Source organism: Brevibacillus borstelensis (genome assembly GCF_003710865.1).
GTDB lineage: Bacteria > Bacillota > Bacilli > Brevibacillales > Brevibacillaceae > Brevibacillus > Brevibacillus borstelensis.
Genome location: NZ_RHHO01000001.1, coordinates 212,986 through 230,178 on the forward strand (window position 1 = coordinate 212,986; position 17,193 = coordinate 230,178).

The 17,193-nt window shown below is 50.7% G+C and carries 18 protein-coding genes and 1 pseudogene; 12 read left to right on the forward strand and 7 right to left on the reverse strand.

Annotation, left to right across the window (positions count from 1 at the left end):
• Positions 1–143: 143 nt before the first annotated feature.
• The gene (locus EDM54_RS00970) at positions 144–1,661 is read right to left on the reverse strand and encodes a class I adenylate-forming enzyme family protein (protein ID WP_122957610.1); all 1,518 of its coding nucleotides are present in this window, start codon (positions 1,659–1,661) and stop codon (positions 144–146) included.
• Between the two features lie 276 nt (positions 1,662–1,937).
• On the opposite strand from EDM54_RS00970, the gene EDM54_RS00975 reads away from it, so the two are divergent.
• On the forward strand, positions 1,938–2,468 hold the full coding sequence (locus EDM54_RS00975) for a GNAT family N-acetyltransferase (RefSeq protein ID WP_122957611.1): 531 nt from the start codon (positions 1,938–1,940) through the stop codon (positions 2,466–2,468).
• 113 nt (positions 2,469–2,581) lie between these two features.
• Here the strand turns inward: EDM54_RS00975 and EDM54_RS00980 are convergent, their stop codons facing one another.
• Entirely contained in the window at positions 2,582–3,781 is a 1,200-nt protein-coding gene (locus EDM54_RS00980) for a hypothetical protein (RefSeq protein WP_122957612.1), read from the reverse strand.
• A gap of 266 nt (positions 3,782–4,047) precedes the next feature.
• Between EDM54_RS00980 and EDM54_RS00985 the strand changes: the two genes are divergently transcribed.
• The 4 genes and pseudogenes from EDM54_RS00985 (at position 4,048) to EDM54_RS01000 (ending at position 7,199) form a co-directional block, all read left to right on the forward strand.
• A complete protein-coding gene (locus EDM54_RS00985; protein WP_003389288.1) occupies positions 4,048–5,412 on the forward strand; it encodes a glycoside hydrolase family 10-like protein in 1,365 nt (454 codons plus the stop codon).
• A gap of 176 nt (positions 5,413–5,588) precedes the next feature.
• A pseudogene (locus EDM54_RS27300) lies at positions 5,589–5,849 on the forward strand (cupin domain-containing protein); the annotation flags it as partial.
• Between the two features lie 265 nt (positions 5,850–6,114).
• Positions 6,115–6,519 carry a hypothetical protein gene (locus EDM54_RS00995; protein ID WP_024984265.1) on the forward strand — a complete coding sequence of 135 codons (405 nt, stop codon included), beginning with the start codon at positions 6,115–6,117 and terminating at the stop codon, positions 6,517–6,519.
• A gap of 182 nt (positions 6,520–6,701) precedes the next feature.
• Positions 6,702–7,199, forward strand: coding sequence for a hypothetical protein (locus tag EDM54_RS01000; protein ID WP_122957614.1), 498 nt, complete (start codon positions 6,702–6,704; stop codon positions 7,197–7,199).
• A 137-nt stretch (positions 7,200–7,336) separates the two neighbouring features.
• On the opposite strand, the gene EDM54_RS01005 is transcribed toward EDM54_RS01000, so the two are convergent.
• Together EDM54_RS01005 and EDM54_RS01010 are read right to left on the reverse strand one after the other, a co-directional pair.
• Complete coding sequence (locus EDM54_RS01005) at positions 7,337–7,678, reverse strand: GIY-YIG nuclease family protein (protein ID WP_003389284.1); 342 nt, start codon at positions 7,676–7,678, stop codon at positions 7,337–7,339.
• Positions 7,679–7,745: 67 nt separating this feature from the next.
• A complete protein-coding gene (locus EDM54_RS01010; RefSeq protein WP_003389283.1) occupies positions 7,746–8,501 on the reverse strand; it encodes a DUF2087 domain-containing protein in 756 nt (251 codons plus the stop codon).
• A 424-nt stretch (positions 8,502–8,925) separates the two neighbouring features.
• Here EDM54_RS01010 and EDM54_RS26835 point away from each other — a divergent pair, with 424 nt between their 5' ends.
• Positions 8,926–9,354, forward strand: a complete 429-nt coding sequence (locus EDM54_RS26835) for a CPBP family intramembrane glutamic endopeptidase (protein ID WP_003389282.1) — start codon at positions 8,926–8,928, stop codon at positions 9,352–9,354.
• 34 nt (positions 9,355–9,388) lie between these two features.
• The gene (locus tag EDM54_RS01020) at positions 9,389–9,829 is read left to right on the forward strand and encodes a GNAT family N-acetyltransferase (protein ID WP_031932096.1); all 441 of its coding nucleotides are present in this window, start codon (positions 9,389–9,391) and stop codon (positions 9,827–9,829) included.
• A 237-nt stretch (positions 9,830–10,066) separates the two neighbouring features.
• Here the strand turns inward: EDM54_RS01020 and thrC are convergent, their stop codons facing one another.
• Positions 10,067–11,329 carry a threonine synthase gene (gene thrC / locus EDM54_RS01025; RefSeq protein WP_031932097.1) on the reverse strand — a complete coding sequence of 421 codons (1,263 nt, stop codon included), beginning with the start codon at positions 11,327–11,329 and terminating at the stop codon, positions 10,067–10,069.
• Between the two features lie 228 nt (positions 11,330–11,557).
• Between thrC and EDM54_RS01030 the strand changes: the two genes are divergently transcribed.
• A complete protein-coding gene (locus EDM54_RS01030; protein WP_157211829.1) occupies positions 11,558–11,983 on the forward strand; it encodes a PH domain-containing protein in 426 nt (141 codons plus the stop codon).
• Between the two features lie 12 nt (positions 11,984–11,995).
• On the forward strand, positions 11,996–12,847 hold the full coding sequence (locus EDM54_RS01035) for an alpha/beta hydrolase family protein (RefSeq protein WP_259676335.1): 852 nt from the start codon (positions 11,996–11,998) through the stop codon (positions 12,845–12,847).
• 116 nt (positions 12,848–12,963) lie between these two features.
• Here EDM54_RS01035 and EDM54_RS01040 read toward each other — a convergent pair whose 3' ends face one another.
• The gene (locus tag EDM54_RS01040; RefSeq protein ID WP_003389276.1) at positions 12,964–13,659 is read right to left on the reverse strand and encodes an MBL fold metallo-hydrolase; all 696 of its coding nucleotides are present in this window, start codon (positions 13,657–13,659) and stop codon (positions 12,964–12,966) included.
• Positions 13,656–14,297 (reverse strand): TetR/AcrR family transcriptional regulator, encoded by a 642-nt coding sequence (locus EDM54_RS01045; RefSeq protein ID WP_122957615.1) that lies wholly within the window; start codon positions 14,295–14,297, stop codon positions 13,656–13,658. The genes EDM54_RS01040 and EDM54_RS01045 overlap by 4 nt, the downstream gene beginning before the upstream one ends.
• A 307-nt stretch (positions 14,298–14,604) precedes the next feature.
• Here EDM54_RS01045 and EDM54_RS01050 point away from each other — a divergent pair, with 307 nt between their 5' ends.
• From EDM54_RS01050 to EDM54_RS01060, 3 genes are all read left to right on the forward strand, one after another.
• A complete protein-coding gene (locus EDM54_RS01050; protein WP_003389273.1) occupies positions 14,605–15,030 on the forward strand; it encodes an NUDIX domain-containing protein in 426 nt (141 codons plus the stop codon).
• A 128-nt stretch (positions 15,031–15,158) separates the two neighbouring features.
• Positions 15,159–16,859, forward strand: a complete 1,701-nt coding sequence (locus EDM54_RS01055) for a DUF262 domain-containing protein (RefSeq protein WP_122957616.1) — start codon at positions 15,159–15,161, stop codon at positions 16,857–16,859.
• Between the two features lie 111 nt (positions 16,860–16,970).
• Entirely contained in the window at positions 16,971–17,192 is a 222-nt protein-coding gene (locus tag EDM54_RS01060) for a helix-turn-helix domain-containing protein (protein WP_122957617.1), read from the forward strand.
• Position 17,193: the final 1 nt, after the last annotated feature.

Genomic DNA, 17,193 nt, shown 5'->3' on the forward strand with positions numbered 1-17,193 from the left:
CAAGGCCGGAAGAGACCGCTCCATTTGGCCCGACTGCCGCCATGGAGCGCTGCAATGCGGGCCGGGAGAGGCACACGTCCGAATATGGTTTGCTTGCCATAGTGAAAAACCGTCCCACTCTAAAGTCTGGGACGGTTTTTTCGTCAGGTGGAACGTACTGGCATTTCGGACAGGGCTTGCTCCCGCAACACATGCTTCATGACTTTTCCCAGTCCGTTTTTAGGGAGGTCAGCGACAAACACCACCTCGGGGATTTTGTATTCCGCCAGCTTTTCCTTGCAAGCGCGAACGATGTCCGACTCCGTCAGCGGACTGTTTCCGCTTTTGATTACGTACGCCCGGGGCGCCTCGCCCATCGTCTCATGCGGGACTCCGATGACGGCCACTTCCATCACGCCCTCGATCTGGTGAATCACTTCTTCGATTTCAGCCGGGTATACATTGTCTCCCCCGTAGAGAATCATCTCCTTGTACCGTCCGGAGATGTACAAAAACCCGTTTTCGTCGAGTCTGCCGGCATCGCCCATACGTACCCAGCCGTCGATTAAAACCTTTTGTGTAGCTTCCGGATTGTTGAGATAGCCCTTGAAAATATAGGGGCTTTTCACCATCAGTTCTCCTGTTTGTCCCGGTGGCAGCTCTTCGCCTGTGTCGGGATGGACGATCTTCAGCTGGACGCCGGGAAAGAGCTTGCCCACGGATTCTGCCGTATCCAGCCCCATTTGCAAATTCCAGTGACTGACGAAGGATGCCTCCGTGCTTCCGTATCCTTGCCCCATCGGGATCCCCAGTTCGGCATAGCTCCGGATGAGCGAGGCAGGAACACGCGTGCCTCCCGATGCCACGTGGACAAGAGAGGAGAGGTCCCACGTATTTTGCCTGATCTCCTCCAGCAGATAGGTGTATACGGAAGGAAAGGCAAACATCGCGTTGATCTTTTCCTTTTCGATTGTCTTCAGGATCGAAACCGGAGCGTTGTCGTCGAGAAACACCATCGTATTTCCCAGGTAGACGTTGAACAGGATCATGGACGTACTGCTCATGTGAAAGAGCGGATGAACGGCCAGAAAGCGGAAGCCGGAACGCAGATCGGGATCAATGCACCGCAAATAAGCGTCGTAGCATCCGTGGGAAATCATGCAGCCCTTGGAAATCCCGGTCGTTCCCGAGGTGAACAGAATCAAAGCGAGATCTTCATCCGAAACGGGAACGGCAGGGGGCTCGGGAGGAGGAGAATTTTCAAAAATAGAAGCGAAAGCATCGGTCAGCTCGCCGCCTGCCTCGACAGCGATCGCAAACTCGATCATTCCTTTGACATGAGACAGAGAATGGGCAAATTCCTCGTCGTAAAATAAAACCTTGGGAGCTCCTGTCTGAATGATTCCTTCCATTTCGTAGGCGGTAAGTCGCCAGTTGATCGGCATCGCCACCGCTCCTGCCTGCAAGACGGCGAACAGAATCGTCGGGAAGGGGTGATTGTTTTTGCACAGGATTCCGACACGGTCTCCTTTTTGCACTCCAATCGATTGCAAATACATCGAAAGCTGGTTTACACGCTCAAAAAAAGCTTGATAAGTAAAACGTTTGTCGCCGGAAACGACTGCCTCCGCATCAGGCGTTCGCTCGGCACGATCGCGCAAATAAACGTGCAGGCCCCCCATTACGTAAACCTCCTGGCAGGAAAAATAGTGTGAGACTCTCTCCCCCAAGTATTTGCTTGAGTCAGCCTCGTTATAAATTCTTTCTATTTTATGATGGAATAACTTTATTAGAATGCGCATTGACGCCGAAAAATGGCGCATGTATAGTTACAATCATAATTCCTATATAACCTATATGAATTTATGGTTATAATTGCGACAGCTTCCAAGCGAAGACTCCTTTTTCGCGGGTCTCAGGCAAAGCATGGACGAAAAGAGGAAGGGTGGGTGTGACAGATGGGCGGTTCAAGTCCAATTCGTGTTCGCGTCGCCGCTCCCGGGGACCGGGAAGCAATTCAGAAGCTCTTGGTGGAAGCGTATGAAGAGTATGAGCACCTGTTGCCGGAAGGAAGATGGGAGGAGTATCGGGAAGAGCTGCGCGAGTCGGCGGCAGATGACCGTCCGCTCGCGCGCATCGTAGCCGAATACGATGGAGAGATCGTTGGCGCCGTGCAGTTGTACATGTCAGCCAAAGAGGCATATGGCTTGCCGGAGCTGCAGATCGACACCCCGATTATTCGCTATTTATCGGTTCTGCCAAAAGCGAGAGGAAAAGGGGTAGCCACTGAATTGATCAAGGAGAGCGTCAGGCGTTCGCGCAAGCTGGGTGCATCCGCACTGCATCTGCACACGACAGACATCATGGCATCTGCCATCAGCCTGTATGAACGCCTCGGTTTTGAGCGCGCTCCCGAAAAGGATATTCAAAGCGGTCCGACCTTGGTAAAAAGCTACCGGCTGCCCATAAAAGAGGCGAGTATTCTGTGATTCTGCAGGCATTCTGTAATTCCGAAGGCATTTGGTGATTCTGCAAGCTTTCTTTGCTTGTGCAGGCATACCTTGCATGATCACGTCAAACAAGCCTTTTTTTCCTTTGTGCATTACACAGCTTGCTCGCGCTGCTGCTTTTTTTCTTTTCGATCGCGCAAGAGCTGCCGAACGATCATGAAAATGGCAAACGGCGCGTAGAGAAAGCAGTTCAAAAGCCAATGCGAGTAGACAGCGAACGAAAAACCATCCGGCACTGACACACTGACGAGAGTCCAGAGAAGGCCGACAGTCAAACCGCCAAAGAGCACCAGCATGTCAACTAACGGGTCGAACCACCGGCTCGACTGCGTGAAGAACCTGATCACAAGCAATCCGATCAAAGTGAGAAACAAGACCAGGGTATCATCCGCTTTATCGCTAAAGACAGATTCGTCTACAACGCGCCAATCGATAAACCAATAACGGACCATCAACATTTGCAAAATCCCCAAGCCGATGAGAAAGCCGCGCATTCTCTTCCGGTTTTTTTTCTTTTTCTCCGCCTGCTGTTTCTGCTGCTCTTCTGTCAGGAACACGTTGTCGAGCTCTTTTGCTTCCGAGCCGATCCGAAACGGGAGGGTACCCTGGTATGGAGCTTTCGGTACCGCATCGATCCCTTCTTTTGTATAAGGAACAGCGCTCAATGCTTTATCTGTAACAAGGACCGGGACTTGATTGGCTTGAAACACGTTCACCCATTCGTCAAGCGTAGGCTGATCACCGATGGGAAAGCTGACCACTTCATGCTTCCTATCTGAACTGATGCCGCTTATCATGAGTTTGACGACCCGGTAAAAAACAACTTTGCCGCCGGGGCCAGTAGAGCGGGGGGTTGCCTTCACCGCATACTGATAATCCATCCCCAGCAAAACGTACTCCATTCCGGCAAACGGGAGAAAGATGGTCTGCTTCTCGTTCGTTTTTTGGTTGGAAAAAGACGTAAAGTACCCGTCCTCCCGCAGCTCCACGATCAACCGCTGCTGCGTATATTGAAGCAAATTTTTGTAGCAAAAACGCCCGAACCAGAAAACCCCCCCGCCGATAATGCCCAAGAACAGAAAAATAGACAGGTCGTCCTCGGTAAACAAGGCGATCAGGCTGAGTACGCAGAGGGGGACGGCAATAAGAAAGAGAAGGGTAATCATCACCTTATGTACGATGAGGGCCCATTTCGGAAGTTCATTGGTAAACAGGCGGTTTGTTTTTCGCTGCATTTCGATCAAGGAAATCACCTCTTTGTGACGACTTGCGAAAAAAAATCGGAAGTTCATGATAGGAGCCTGCAGCCCGCATTACCATGAAGTATACGGGTTTCTTCCAGCGAAAATCATCAATTTTTTCCTGAATCTGATGAAAATTGGGAAATAAGTAGCATGTTTGGTTCCATGTTGACACCCTTCGCGTTTTCTATCCATTTTTTTCAGCCATTTCAAGCAACAAAATCTTCCTTGGTGCGTCTACTAGATTGATAGATAAAACAGACAAGCTCGTATAGTACATATCGGGGAATTTTTTTGGCTGTTAGGAGGATTAGAAATTGAAGAAACAAGGCTTTCTCATGGGTTTGTTCGTACTGCTGTTAGGGCTTACGCCAGTCGTTGCAGCAGCTCAGCCGCAAACGGCGGCAGGCGCTTCCATCGCCGCGTCTGCAGCAGGCAATGTACAGCTGGGTCTGTCTGCAGCACCGCCTGACATCGTGAGCAATGGTTCTGTAGTAGCTCCAGCTCCTGCGATCAATGCTGGTTCTGGCGCTTCGGCGAACGGAACAAACACCGCACCAATCAACACAATAGGTCAGCAGCAAGAAATGCGTGCAGCATGGGTAAGCACGGTGTTCAACATCGATTGGCCGTCAAAAGCCGGCCTCCCTGTAGAGCAGCAAAAAGCGGAGTACATCCGCATGCTGGACGAGCTGAAGGCGACCGGTATGAACGCCATTATCGTCCAGGTAAGACCGGAGTCAGACGCGATCTACCCGTCCAAGCTCGTTCCATGGTCCAAGTGGCTGACTGGCACACAGGGGAAAGACCCCGGCTACGATCCGCTCGCGTTCATGATCGAAGAAACGCACAAGCGCGGCATGAAGTTCCACGCCTGGTTCAACCCGTTTCGGGCCAGCACTACGGTAGCAAAGGAAACCCTTGCGCCACAGCATCCAGCCAGGCTCCATCCGAACTGGGTCGTCGCTCACAACAACTTGCTGATTTACAACCCGGGCATGCCGGAGGTTCGGCAGCATATCATCGACACCATTATGGAGGTCGTAAACAACTATAATATTGACGGCGTGCATCTGGACGATTATTTCTATCCGTACGGAAAAGAAGATTTCAAGGACGCCGCCACCTTTGCCGCCTACAACCAGGGGCGCTTTGCCACCAAAGGAGATTGGCGCCGCGATAACGTCAACGCTTTTGTCAGAGACCTGTATGCGTCGATCAAAAGCGTGAAGCCGCAGGTGGAGTTCGGAATCAGTCCGTTTGGCATTTGGCGCAATGCAAAAGATGATCCAACCGGCTCGGATACAAACGGTCAAAGCTCCTACGACAACCTGTATGCCGACGTCCGTACATGGATTCGCAGCGGCTGGCTTGATTACGTGGCTCCGCAGCTCTATTGGAGCATCGGCTACAAGCCGGCAGCCTATGACAAGCTGGTTCAATGGTGGTCTATGGAGACGAACGGTACGCCGGTCAAGCTCTACATCGGGCAAGGCGCGTACAAGGTCGGCACCAACACGACAGATTGGGCGTCGAGCAACGCCATCATCCAGCAGCTCCAGTTCAACAAGGCCTTCCCACAGGTACAGGGCAGCATATTCTTCAGTGCAAAAACACTGATGAAGGATACCGCCGGGATACGCTCCAGCCTGAAACAATACTATTCGGCGGAGAATCAATAACAATCCGGGCTCGGATGCCGTAATCCAGGCCGGTCATACGGAAAAATGCAGAATAAATGCTTCTTGGCCGCAAACAGCGAATCGTACCGCTGCGCCAAGAAGCATTTTTCTATATAAGAAAGGGTACGTTGTTAAATCACGTTAACAAGAAAAGCGGATGAGGGGGAGCTGCTTAAATGAAAATAAGCAAACACAGTGCCGAACACTATATTTGGGGCGACAATTGCGATGGCTGGCATTTAGTGAAAGGCCAGGATCTAAGCGTTATCCACGAACGGATGCCGGCAAATACTTCCGAAGTGAAGCATTATCATGAAAAGTCCCACCAATTTTTCTTTGTCCTGTCAGGCACAGCAACGATGATCGTTGGCGACAAGGAGTTTGTTCTCCATCAACAAGAGGGAATCGATATTGCACCCCTGATTTCGCATCAAATGGCTGTCATGAACGTTGCCAGATTGGAAAAAACGAAGAAAGCGGCATGGATTGTATGGGGGCTGTATGCAGCAATCATGATCCTGTATACGACGGCGATCAAATTTGGCAGCCACCTCTGGTTTGGCCGCCCGATCAGTATCGACGGGCCGTATCAGTTTGGGCTTCTCGTCGCGGATTACGCGCCTCCCATCCTCCTGATGATCGTGCCTCTGATGTTTTGGAAGGCAGCCAATCTGGCGGAGAAATGCGAGGTGAAAGAGTGAAATGAAAAGCAAAAACATATGGATTGTGATGCTTTTCCTCGTAGGGGCCATTTCGCTGACAATGGTGGAAGGCTACCTGAAGCCTGAAGCAGAAGCAAAGGAAGAGCAGTACAGAATGGAGCAGCGGAACCCCCTGACCCATGATTTTGAAAATGTCCTGCCCTATAAACATAAATATATGGGGGACGCGGGCAATCTGGGCAACTTGAACTACCATCTCCCGCTTTCCGACATTCCCAAGACCTTCAGCTTTTTCCTGTGGCCTATGCCCTTTCCCGAGCGGCCGTTGAAAAATGGTACGGAGTTTCCTTTGCCGATCTGCAGGAGAAGGAAAAGTGGAACCAAATCGTACGAGATCCTTTGGCAGATGCAAGCTATGTGGAGCGCTTCTTTACGCAGGTTGTAAAGAAAGTGGAGTGAACGGATTGAGGGGCCAGGGGGGGGTTCGATCCGCTAGTAGTCGACTTTTGACTGTTTGACTGCCGTCCTTCTCTCGCTTCCCTTCAATATATGTTGTTGCGTTTCCGTTAGGAGGTTTCTTGCTTTGGATGGATACCAAATACGGCAACCACAAGGAGAGAAGAGACTGTGAAAAAAGTGTACGGAGTATTAATCTTGTTTGTACTTATTGTTGCTGCTTTTTATGTGGATCAAAGGACAAATACTGCTGTTGCCATTCCTGCTTCAGTCAAAGCCGCAGTTTCCGACGATGTAAGTGATGAAATAACGCAAAGAATAATCCTGAGACATATTGATGAAGTGGATTCCATATTCGCTGAAATCCACGACGTGTTGCCAGCAGTCAAGCTTGCCGATAAAAAGAATGCTGAACAAGTGAATCTAGCAAAAGAATGGCTGCGAAAAAACGGTGAGGTTGTGAAAGACAATCAAATCGTCTTGAGTATTTCGGATAATGGTGAAGGCAGCGACCACAGTTTTATAGTAGGAGCAATGCTTTATACAAAACAACAAAAGAGTCAGCTATCGATCAATGATGTTGGCATGGAAAGAATAAGCTACGGACAAATTATTTTAGCAAAAGAACAAGAAAAATGGGTAGTGAAAGAGTTCAAGAGGAAGTTTTGATAAAGTATCCCAAGCCGCCGATTTTGGACATTGCAAGTGGAACGCACGAACCGCATCATTCAACTATGGTGCCGACTTTACATGGAGATGGGCATGATAATCAAGTCATCATGCCCATCTCTCCACGTAAAGCCCCATCAATTGTAGCCGCGCTCACCGTACGGCTGAAGCTCTTCCAGCCATTTCTGCTCCAGCTTTTTCAACTCGTCGGCTTCATCAAAATAGCCCGTTTCTTTCTTTTTCAACACTTCCAGCACTTCAAAGACAAAGGCGTCCTCGCCGTACTCATTCCAATCCTTCTGGAGCTGTTTGTTAAAATGGCTGCCCGCTTTCAGTTGAAACTTTTTGCCGTTTATCGTTTTTAAGTTTTTCGTGCTCTCGATCAAAATTTTGTTGTTTTTAATGTTCTTGATCTGATAAACGCCTGCTTCCGTCTTGATTTCTTTAAATTGCTGCTTCAATTCCTCTTTGCGGTTCATGGGAAATACCTTCCTTTCTTTCTGTCGACTACTGCCATGCAGCGCCACAACGTGCACAGGGAGATCGTCATTTCTTCAGCCAATACTGGCTGCCATCTGCTTTTCGGTCCAAAAAACCGTAATCAACCAAATAACGTCGGACGGTTACATAATCGTCATAAACAGCCTTCAAAATTTCATTGACTTCCTTCTCGGTATAGGTGCGATCCGCCTCAAATCTGGTGGCGATTTGCCGGAGAACGACTGCCCGCTGCTTTTCCCTCAGTCTGAACGTCTTGAGAGGTCCGTCCGTGCCTTCGGGAAAGTATTTTTTCAAAATGGCCTGGCTTTCTTCCGCGGTTACGTTGTACCGATCATCCACCATGGTGGCGGTCTGATGCACGTCGATAAAAGCAGGAGCGTGCTTGTCCTTTTCCTTCAGCAGCTCCATCAATGCGAGGAATACCTTGGCCTGCCGCTCTTTCTCCTTCAGGACAAAACGGTGGTTGCGGATTGTGGAGGCGCTGCCGATGCCCAGCTCCTTTTGCACCTCGGCGTCGCTTTTACCCTGGTAAAACAGGTGAAGCAGGCTGTTTTGGTGCTCGGTCAGACCGGTCAGTTTTTTATCGAGCTTGATCAGGTAGTCAAACACCGATTGATGCGTTTTCCCAATATGATGGCGCACGTATCTTTCTGTTTCATACAAGACACCATCTTCCGGATAAATAATTCCCTTCTCAAAAGCCTTTCCGCAGAGCAGGCAAACAAAGCGATCCTCCTCTTGAACATATCCGCGCTTCAGCTCATCCAGTGACGCATTCCAAAAGCGTTCGGAAACAGTCATTAAATAAACACATCCTATTTTTGTTTGTATTAATATAAACATTTTACTAAATCGTCTATTGTTTGTCGAGTGTCGGAAGTTGATTCCACCGGTTGCGCTGGTACCACAAGAATTTGGTACTGCTTTATTTTTGTTTGAGGAGATAAAATTTGTGAAGATACATCTGATGCGGAAATGGGTGGTGCTGGGATGAAGCTGTTGCTGCTGTTGTGCGGACCTGCTGTCATGATCTTGATTGGACTGCAGGGAGTGGGGAGCGTGCCGGTTACGTTTGTCCTTTTCTATAGCTGGCTCCTGCTGGTTCCTCTCGTGGACATGCTGCTGAGGAAGGAAAAGAAGCTTTCGCAAGCGATGAGAGACTGCGGGCTCGTGTTTAGACGGAAAAATATGTATAGTGGAATGAGTACGGGAATCTTCTTTTTTTTTGGCTATTCTTTTGGGAGGTTATTTCTTTCACTCGCATGTTTTCCATCGGGAGAAGCTGCAAAGCCTGCTGATCGAGTGGAATTTTTCAGGCGATCATCTCATATGGCTCATTTTGATTCTTTTATCGGTGAATCCCTTTCTGGAAGAGCTGTACTGGAGAGGGTACATATTTCATAGATTAGCAAATACATACAAACAGCATACAGCGATTTTCTTTACGGCATCGTTTTACACCTTGTATCACTTCCTGTCCGTCATTCCTTTGTTTGCCTGGCCGTATAACGTGTTTATGGTCGTTCCGGTATTTGTGGCGGGCTTGATCTGGGGATACATGCGGGCGAGAAGCGATGCTGTGGCAGGAGGGATCGTCAGCCATATTCTGGCCGATGGCGGCATTATGGCTGTTTATCTATTGTTTTTAACTTAGTTTTGCTGAAGCAAAAAGGAAGGAAAGAAGAGTAATGGACATTCGAAAGCCAACCGGGAACGAGCTTGCAGCGATTCTGGAGTTATCTGTGCAAGCGCTGTTCGATGGAACCATCGGGAGAGCGAGACCGACAGAAGAGAAGGTCAGACAGCTGGTTGAGCCGCTGCTGGCCAAAGGAGGCTACTACCTCATCGCGACAGAGGAAGATCGGCTGATGGGCTGGGTTTTGCTCGGGACGAGCAGGGATCAGTTCACCGACATTCCGTTCGGATTTATCTACGAGCTGTATGTGATCGAGGAGTACCGGGGAAGGGGAATCTCCAAGCAGTTGATGGAGCGGGCGATCGAGCAGTTGAAAGAGGCGGGGTTGCCGGAGGTTCGCTTGAGCGTTTTTGTGGAAAACCACGCTGTCGGGCTTTATCGGAAGCTGGGCTTCACGGAGAGAAGCGTCACGATGAGCATGCCGCTAAAATAGGCGGCGAAGTGGTCGGCGTACCACTCTTCGTGGCTGCGTTACAGCTCAAGATGTACTTGTCTGCATTGCCCGCAGGTAAAGAAAAACAGGCATGCAATTTCGCGCACGCCTGTTTTTTGTTGCCTGTTTGTAAGAAGGATCGCCAGCCGGGAGCAATATTGCCCGGAAAATGTGAGCCAATACCTGAGAGCCGATACCCGGGGGTCAATCAACAAAGGGTAAATCGCAAGCTGACAATCACAGAAGGCGCTGAATGTCCTCCAGGGCAAGGTCAGCCGACAAGATGCCGTTCCGGTAGTTGCCCGCCGAGGCTTCGCCGAGATGATATTCGTGCAGAGCATCGGTATCCTTGAGCATGTTGCCGGTCAGGATGCATACTGCTGTCTCGTCCTTGTCGATGATTTGCTGTGCGACCAGCTTGCGCAGTCCGGCTACAGTCGCAGCAGAGGCTGGCTCGCAGCCGATTCCGCTCTGGTCTACCTTCGCTTTGGCGTCGAGGATTTCCGCGTCGGTCACGGAGCAGGTCACGCCGTTTGTTTGCTCCAGCGTGCGGAGCGCTTTTTTCCAGCTTGGCGGATTTCCGATGTTGAGGGCGGAAGCGCGTGTATACGGGCTTGGCTCGGGAGTCAGCTCCTGCTTTCCGGCAGCCGCCATCTTGTGGAACGGGCTTGCCCCCTCAGCCTGGATCAGGGCTACTCTTGGCACCTTGTCGATCAAGCCGAGCGTTTTCAGATCGTGCAGCCCTTTGCCGAGTGCCGTTACATTGCTCAGCGCACCGCCGGGGATAACGACCCAGTCGGGCAGGCTCCACTTCAGATATTGCGAGATTTCGTAAATGATGCTCTTTTGCCCCTCGATGCGGAACGGGTTGATCGAGTTGCAAATGTACAGCTCCAGCTCCTTGCTGTACTGTTCATAAAAGCGGATGCCGTCGTCGTAGGTGCCGCTAAAGCTGATCACCTTTGCCCCATAGGCCAGTGTCTGCAGCACTTTGTTCAGCGAGATGTTCTTGTTCGGAACAAACACGTAGGATGAGCCCTGCGCAAGCGCGGCGTACATCGCCAGAGAGGAAGACGTGTTGCCTGTCGAAGTGCAAGTAAAGCGCTTATAGCCGAGCGAGCGCCCGTGCGAGACAGCCACGGTCATGCCGTTGTCTTTAAAGGAGCCGCTTGGATTCTCGCTCTGGGCCTTCAGCCAAATTTTGCGAATCCCTGTATAGGCTTGCAGCAGCTCGGAGGAATACAGCCCGGTATTTCCCTCGTATTTCGTCGTGATAAACTCTTCGGGAAGCTCGGGGAAAATCAGCTCCTTGTAGCGCCATACTCCGCTTGCGTAAGGGGTCATGCGTTCTGAAAGGCGTTCGTCAAAAACGCGCTTCAGTCGGTCGGCATCCAAGTCTTTCATATCGTGGACGATGTCGAACAAACCGCCGCATCCGCACTGATAATCGAACGCATCCAAAGCCACTTCCCGGCTACAATTCACGCATACCAGTTTCATTTGTTGCGAGATCCCTGACCAGACGCAGCAGGGCTCTCTCCACCTCTTTTCGGAATATATCTACAACTCTGTCTTATCAATTACTATACGTCAAAGGGTCAAGTCCAGCAAACCCAGGAGATGGGCCATCAGGTAAAAAACGGATGAGCGATATGTTACAATAAGTGGAAGACTGCGCTTGCGAGGCTCATCGTCCTCATCATGAAAAAACGGAGGCAAAGCAAAAACGTGAAATTTCCTTCCAAGGTAGATATGTGGCTGGCTGTACTGATCGTGGGAACGATGCTGTTAGTCATTTTAGAGGGACTGCGGACCATGTTTGCAGGAGGCTTGATGAGCACGGGTGAAAGAGCAGTGCTCTTCATCGTTCATTTTGCCGTTCCCTGCTTTATCCTGTGGCTGTTCTCCTCCACGTACTACGTCATCGGGGACAAGGAGCTGCTCATCCGCTATGGCCCGTTTCGCCGAGCAGTTCCGCTGGACAGCATAAAAACAGTGCGAAAAACCTCCAATCCCGCTTCAAGTCCGGCTTTGTCCCTGAAACGGCTGGAAATCTCATACGGGAACGGCAGCATAGTCCTGATTTCACCGAAGGACCGGGATGCGTTTTTGACGGAGCTGCGCCGAAAATGCCCCGGGGCTTTCATTGAGTAAAGGGAGGAAAGAATGATGTTTTTCTATGACAAAACATTGCCGCTCAGTTGGGAAGAACATTCTGTTGCGGAAAAAGAAGGGTACAGCGTACGGGATATTTCCTACGACAGCCCCCACGGAGGGAAGGTTCCTGCATATTTGGTGACACCGGACGGAAGAGGGCAAACACCGCTCCCGGCTGTACTGTTTCTGCATCCGGGACAAGGGAACCGCTCTTCGTTTTTGCCGGAAGCGGAAAGACTTGCGGCCCAAGGGATCGTTTCTTTGTTGATTGACGCTCCGTTTTTACGGCAGGAGCTTTCCTCGGAGCTGTCTCAGGCGGAAAGAGCTGTGCAGCTCGTCGAGATGATGGTAAAAAAAGAGTTGTATATCCAAACCGTGGTCGATTTGCAGCGAGCGGTAGACCTTTTGACCAGCCTGGACATCGTCGATGCGGATCGGATCGGCTATGTCGGCCACAGCTATGGAGCGACCTGGGGCGGTGTCTTTGCAGGTGTGGAAAAGCGGGTCAAGGCCTTTGTTCTCATGGCTGGCTACTCCCGGTCCACAGTCTGGCACAGGACGAGCGGGCACCCGGTAGCCGATCTGGTCCGGCAAATTTTGCCCAAGGAGCGGTTTGAGCAGGTTTTTGCCGAGCTGGAAGCGCTGGATGCGGTCCATTACATAAAGAATGCGGCACCAGCTTCTGTCTTGTTTCAATTTGTGCACAATGATGAATTTATCGACAAGGAGCAGGCGGATCAGTATAGCGCTGCCGCCAGCACTCCCCGAGAGGTCAAATGGTATGAGAGCGACCATCTTTTCACAGGCTGCGGGGAGGCCGAGGCCGATCGGAGAGACTGGCTGCTCAAACAGCTGGGGTAGACGCGACGAGACGCGACGAGAGTGCGTGCAGATAGAGGAGCCCAGTCCTGCTTCTTATCTGAAAGACCTGAACAACCAGACAGCAAAAGGAGGAGTGTTTTTCACACTCCCCCTTTTTAAGAAGTCCGCAAATCAACCGAGTAGGCCCGCGCCGTCTTCTCCATATACGCATCCAATTGTTCAACTGCATTCATGACGGGCCCACCGTGGCATACTTCCAGACGGCGAGGGGCCAATTCCCTGACGATCGCGCTGCTTTGAATGGCCTCGCCCATATCAGCCGTGAACATCGGCATTGGTCTGTGAAGCTTTCCTTTCTTCGAGGTAAACAAATCGCCAGCCAACAGCACCTGGTCTTCTTCGTGAAAGTAGACGACGTGTCCGGGCGAATGCCCCGGGGTGAGATACGGCCGCAGACCGGCTACGGTCATTAACTGTCCATGCTCGTTCTCGCCGAGCGCTTGCGCGAGGCCGGGGGTTACATTTTTCTCCGCTTTCTTGCGGCGCGGATACGGAAGCTGGCCTTCCATGTACGGAATCTCCGTACGGTGAGCGTAGACAGGAATGGATCGGCGCTCCACGAGTGCCTTGACGGAACCGGTATGGTCGGAATGACCGTGAGTCAGGAGAATTCGCCGGAGAGGTCCCGCCCCCAACTGATCCACGACGTTTTCAATCCCTTTTGCCATAAACGGCATCCCCGCATCCACCAGCGTTACCCCTTCTTCATCCGCTACGGCCCATACGTGTACGGGAATCAGCATCCAGGAACGGATGCTCCAGATGTGCTCCGAGATTCTCTCCACTTTCATTTCGCAGCAGCCTCCTCATGTGCAATTTGCTTGCAGCCAGCCAGAGCGACCCGCAGAGCCAGCTCAAAGGTGGGAGCGAGTCTTTCCATCAGCATGTCAAACGTTTCGTCCGACTGGGAATACGTGCCGATCACGCCGTGCAGCGTGAAAAAATAGACGCGGGCATAGGCCCATGACTGCTCTTCTGTAAGGTGGGGCGGAAGGCAAGCGATCACGGCGTCTTTCAGCAGTCCAAACAATTGGTTTCGCAAATGCTGGAGTTCAAGCGAAGGCTCTTTTTCGTCCACGCGGGAGGACTTCGCCATGAAAAAAAGCGGATACATGCTTCGATTCAGCAAACAAAAACGAACGAAGCTGGTACTGACAGCCAAAAGTCTTTCGTCTGCTGAAAGCAAGTGATTTTGCACGCACGCCTCCATTTCCGCAAACAAGGCTTGCAGAGGCTCCATAGCGAGGTGGTGGAGCAGTGCTTCTTTATCCTTGAAGTAAATATAGATCGTCGTATGTGAGCATCCCGCCGCTTTGGCGATTTCCCGCATGGTCACCGCGTCGTAGCCCCGCTCCGCGAAAAGCCTGCCCGCCGCTGTCAGTATCGATCGCTTGGTCTCCTCCGAACGCTGCTCCTGTTTGTTTGTCATATGATCACAATCCCTTTCGAAGTCCATTTCATAAGAGAAAGACAAAAATCATAACCAACGGTTACTAACCGATGGTTATAATGTAACCGATGGTTATATTTTTTGTCAAGCAGCTTTTGCCCAAAATATGGTTGGAGGATTTTTGTTCATATAAACGTGAGGATTCCCAAGAAAGACAAAGCTCGTGTGTGAAGTGTACAATATCGTATAGATAAGTATAGATAAGATACATAAGGCAGATAAGGCTGATAAGGACAGTGAACGAACCGCTGTAGTCGTTCTCGAAAAAATGGACAGGAGATTGGATATGACCCAACAAGCACCCCGGATCGGCGTCGGCGCCGTCATCCTCGATTCAGACAACAGGCTTTTGCTCGTCTACAGAAACCGCGAACCGGAAAAAGGGACCTGGAGCATTCCGGGAGGGAAGGTAGATCCCTACGAACCGTTGGAGCAGACAGTGGTGCGGGAAATCAGAGAGGAAGTAGATTTGGACGTGCAGGTAGAGAGGCTGCTCTGCATGGCGGAAACGATTCGACCGGAGCGAGGCGAGCATTGGATTTCCGCTATCTATGTGACCCGCATCGTATCAGGAGAGGCGCGGAACAGGGAAGAGGGCGGAGCCATCGGGGCGATCGGCTGGTTTGCACTGGACGAGCTGCCGGAAAACCTGGCTTGCTTCACAGTGCCCGCGGTCGAGAAGCTGCTCGGGGAAGCGCGGTCTCAAGCTTAGCTGCAAATGGCGGCCCCCTTCTTGGCATCCTGCCGAATTGCACCTGGAGCAAAGCTGTCCGCTCGTATATGATAGGAATATAGTACTACTGGCAGTATGTGAAAATAATAGAAAAGGGAGCGGCAGAAATGACGGCAGGGACGATTGATGCAAATAAAGAGATTCTGCAGAAAATCTTTTCAGAGGATTTTTGGTTTGTCATTCCCGAGTACCAACGGTCTTACGTATGGCAAACAGACAATCTGACCGAACTGGTCGATGACCTCGTGTTTGCGTTTGAAAACAAACCGGACAATGATTACTTCCTGGGGTCGCTCGTACTGAAGCGGATCAAGGCGAGTTCCTATCCGGAGTACGAGGTGCTGGACGGGCAGCAGCGGCTGACCACTTTCTTTATCATGATGGCCGTACTGCGCGATTTGATCGGGAGTGATCAATTCAAGCAGACGCTGCAAAAGAAGATTTATCAGGAAGAGAACCTGCTGGAGAACGTTCCGGCTAGGATGAGAATTACATACAAAATCCGCGACAAGGTAGAAGACTTCATTCAATCGCATCTGATCGCCCACGGCGGAACAGCGAAGGAAGAAGAGCTGCAGGCCTTGCGGGAGAGCGAAAACGTCTCTTTGGAAAACATGGCGAATGCCACGCTCGTGCTTCGTGCCGAACTGCAGGACAAAATTACGGCGGGGGACTTGCCCCAGTTCGTACGCTTCATTTTTAACAAGGCGTTGTTTATCTACGTCTCCACGGACAATACGGAAGATGCGTTTCGGATGTTTACAATCCTGAACAACCGGGGCATTCCCCTGACCAACGCGGACATTCTCAAATCGCAAAACATCGGGGCTCTCGCATCGGAAAAGGAAGTAAACAAATACGCCAAGGTCTGGGAAGAGATCGAAGGAAAGCACGGAGAAAATTTTGACCGCTTTCTCCAGTTCATCCGGACGATTCTGGTGCAGGAAAAAGCGCGCGCGAATCTGCTGGAAGAGTTCCACGACCACATTTATCACCCAAAAGCGCCGAAGCAGCCAAGCCTGAGGATGGGGAAAGACACGTTTGAACTGATTGAGCGATACAATGCGATTTACGAAGAGATCATCGAGCTGCAAGGCTCAAACCTGAGCAATGGCTACAAGAACCTCATCACTGTCATGCGGATCGGCCTTCGCTCGGAGGATTGGATACCGCCGCTCATGCACTACTATTCCAAATTCGGTGCCGCCGATCTGGAACGATTCCTGAAAAAGCTGGAGCATAAATTTACGGGCGACTGGGTGTGCGGAATCACACCGACGCTGCGTCTGGAAGCAATGAACAGCATTTTGAAGGCCATTGACAGCACCCCTGCGAATCAGGTGGAAGAGTTGTTCAAGAAAAAAGAGCTCTTCGAGATTGATGAGGATGAATTTGTCCGGAACATTGAAGGACATGTGTACAAAAAGCAGTTCGCCCGTCATCTGCTGCTGAAGCTCGAATACCTTTTGAGTGACAACACCGTGCATCTCTCCGGACACAGCTACATAACAGTGGAGCACGTGCTGCCGCAAAACCCGGCTGATTCGAGTCAGTGGAAACGGGATTTCACGGATGAAGAGAGAGAATATTGGACCAATCGCCTGGCCAATCTCGTACTCATCAGCCAGAAGAAAAACAGCGCGCTTGGCAATCACGATTTCGAGGACAAGAAGAAGCTGTATTTGCAAAAGAGGATCGACGCTTTCCACGCCAACAAGGTATTTATCGAGCAGCATGCAAAGTGGACGCCTGATGTATTGCGGGACAGACAAGCGAAAATCATCGACCTGCTGAAGAAGGCGGACTAGTTCGTTCTCGGCAGGAAAAGCACCCCTGTTACAAAGTGAAGTGCACCCCTTAGAATGGACATTGGATTAAACCCCTGGTAAATCCGATGAAATTTAAGGGGTGCATTTTTTATGGTGAAAAAGGGGCAAACGTTTAGAAGTTATTCTCACGAATTAAAGGTGGAAGCCATACGACTGCATATCGAAGAAGGATGGACATACCGTCGAATCATGGAGCATCTGGGGATTCCGGACCGCCACCGGCTTAAAGTATGGATGAAAAAATATAAACAGTTAGGCGAATTTGGGTTGATGGATCAACGAGGTAGACGTGAAGTGTTTATGGCAGACTAAA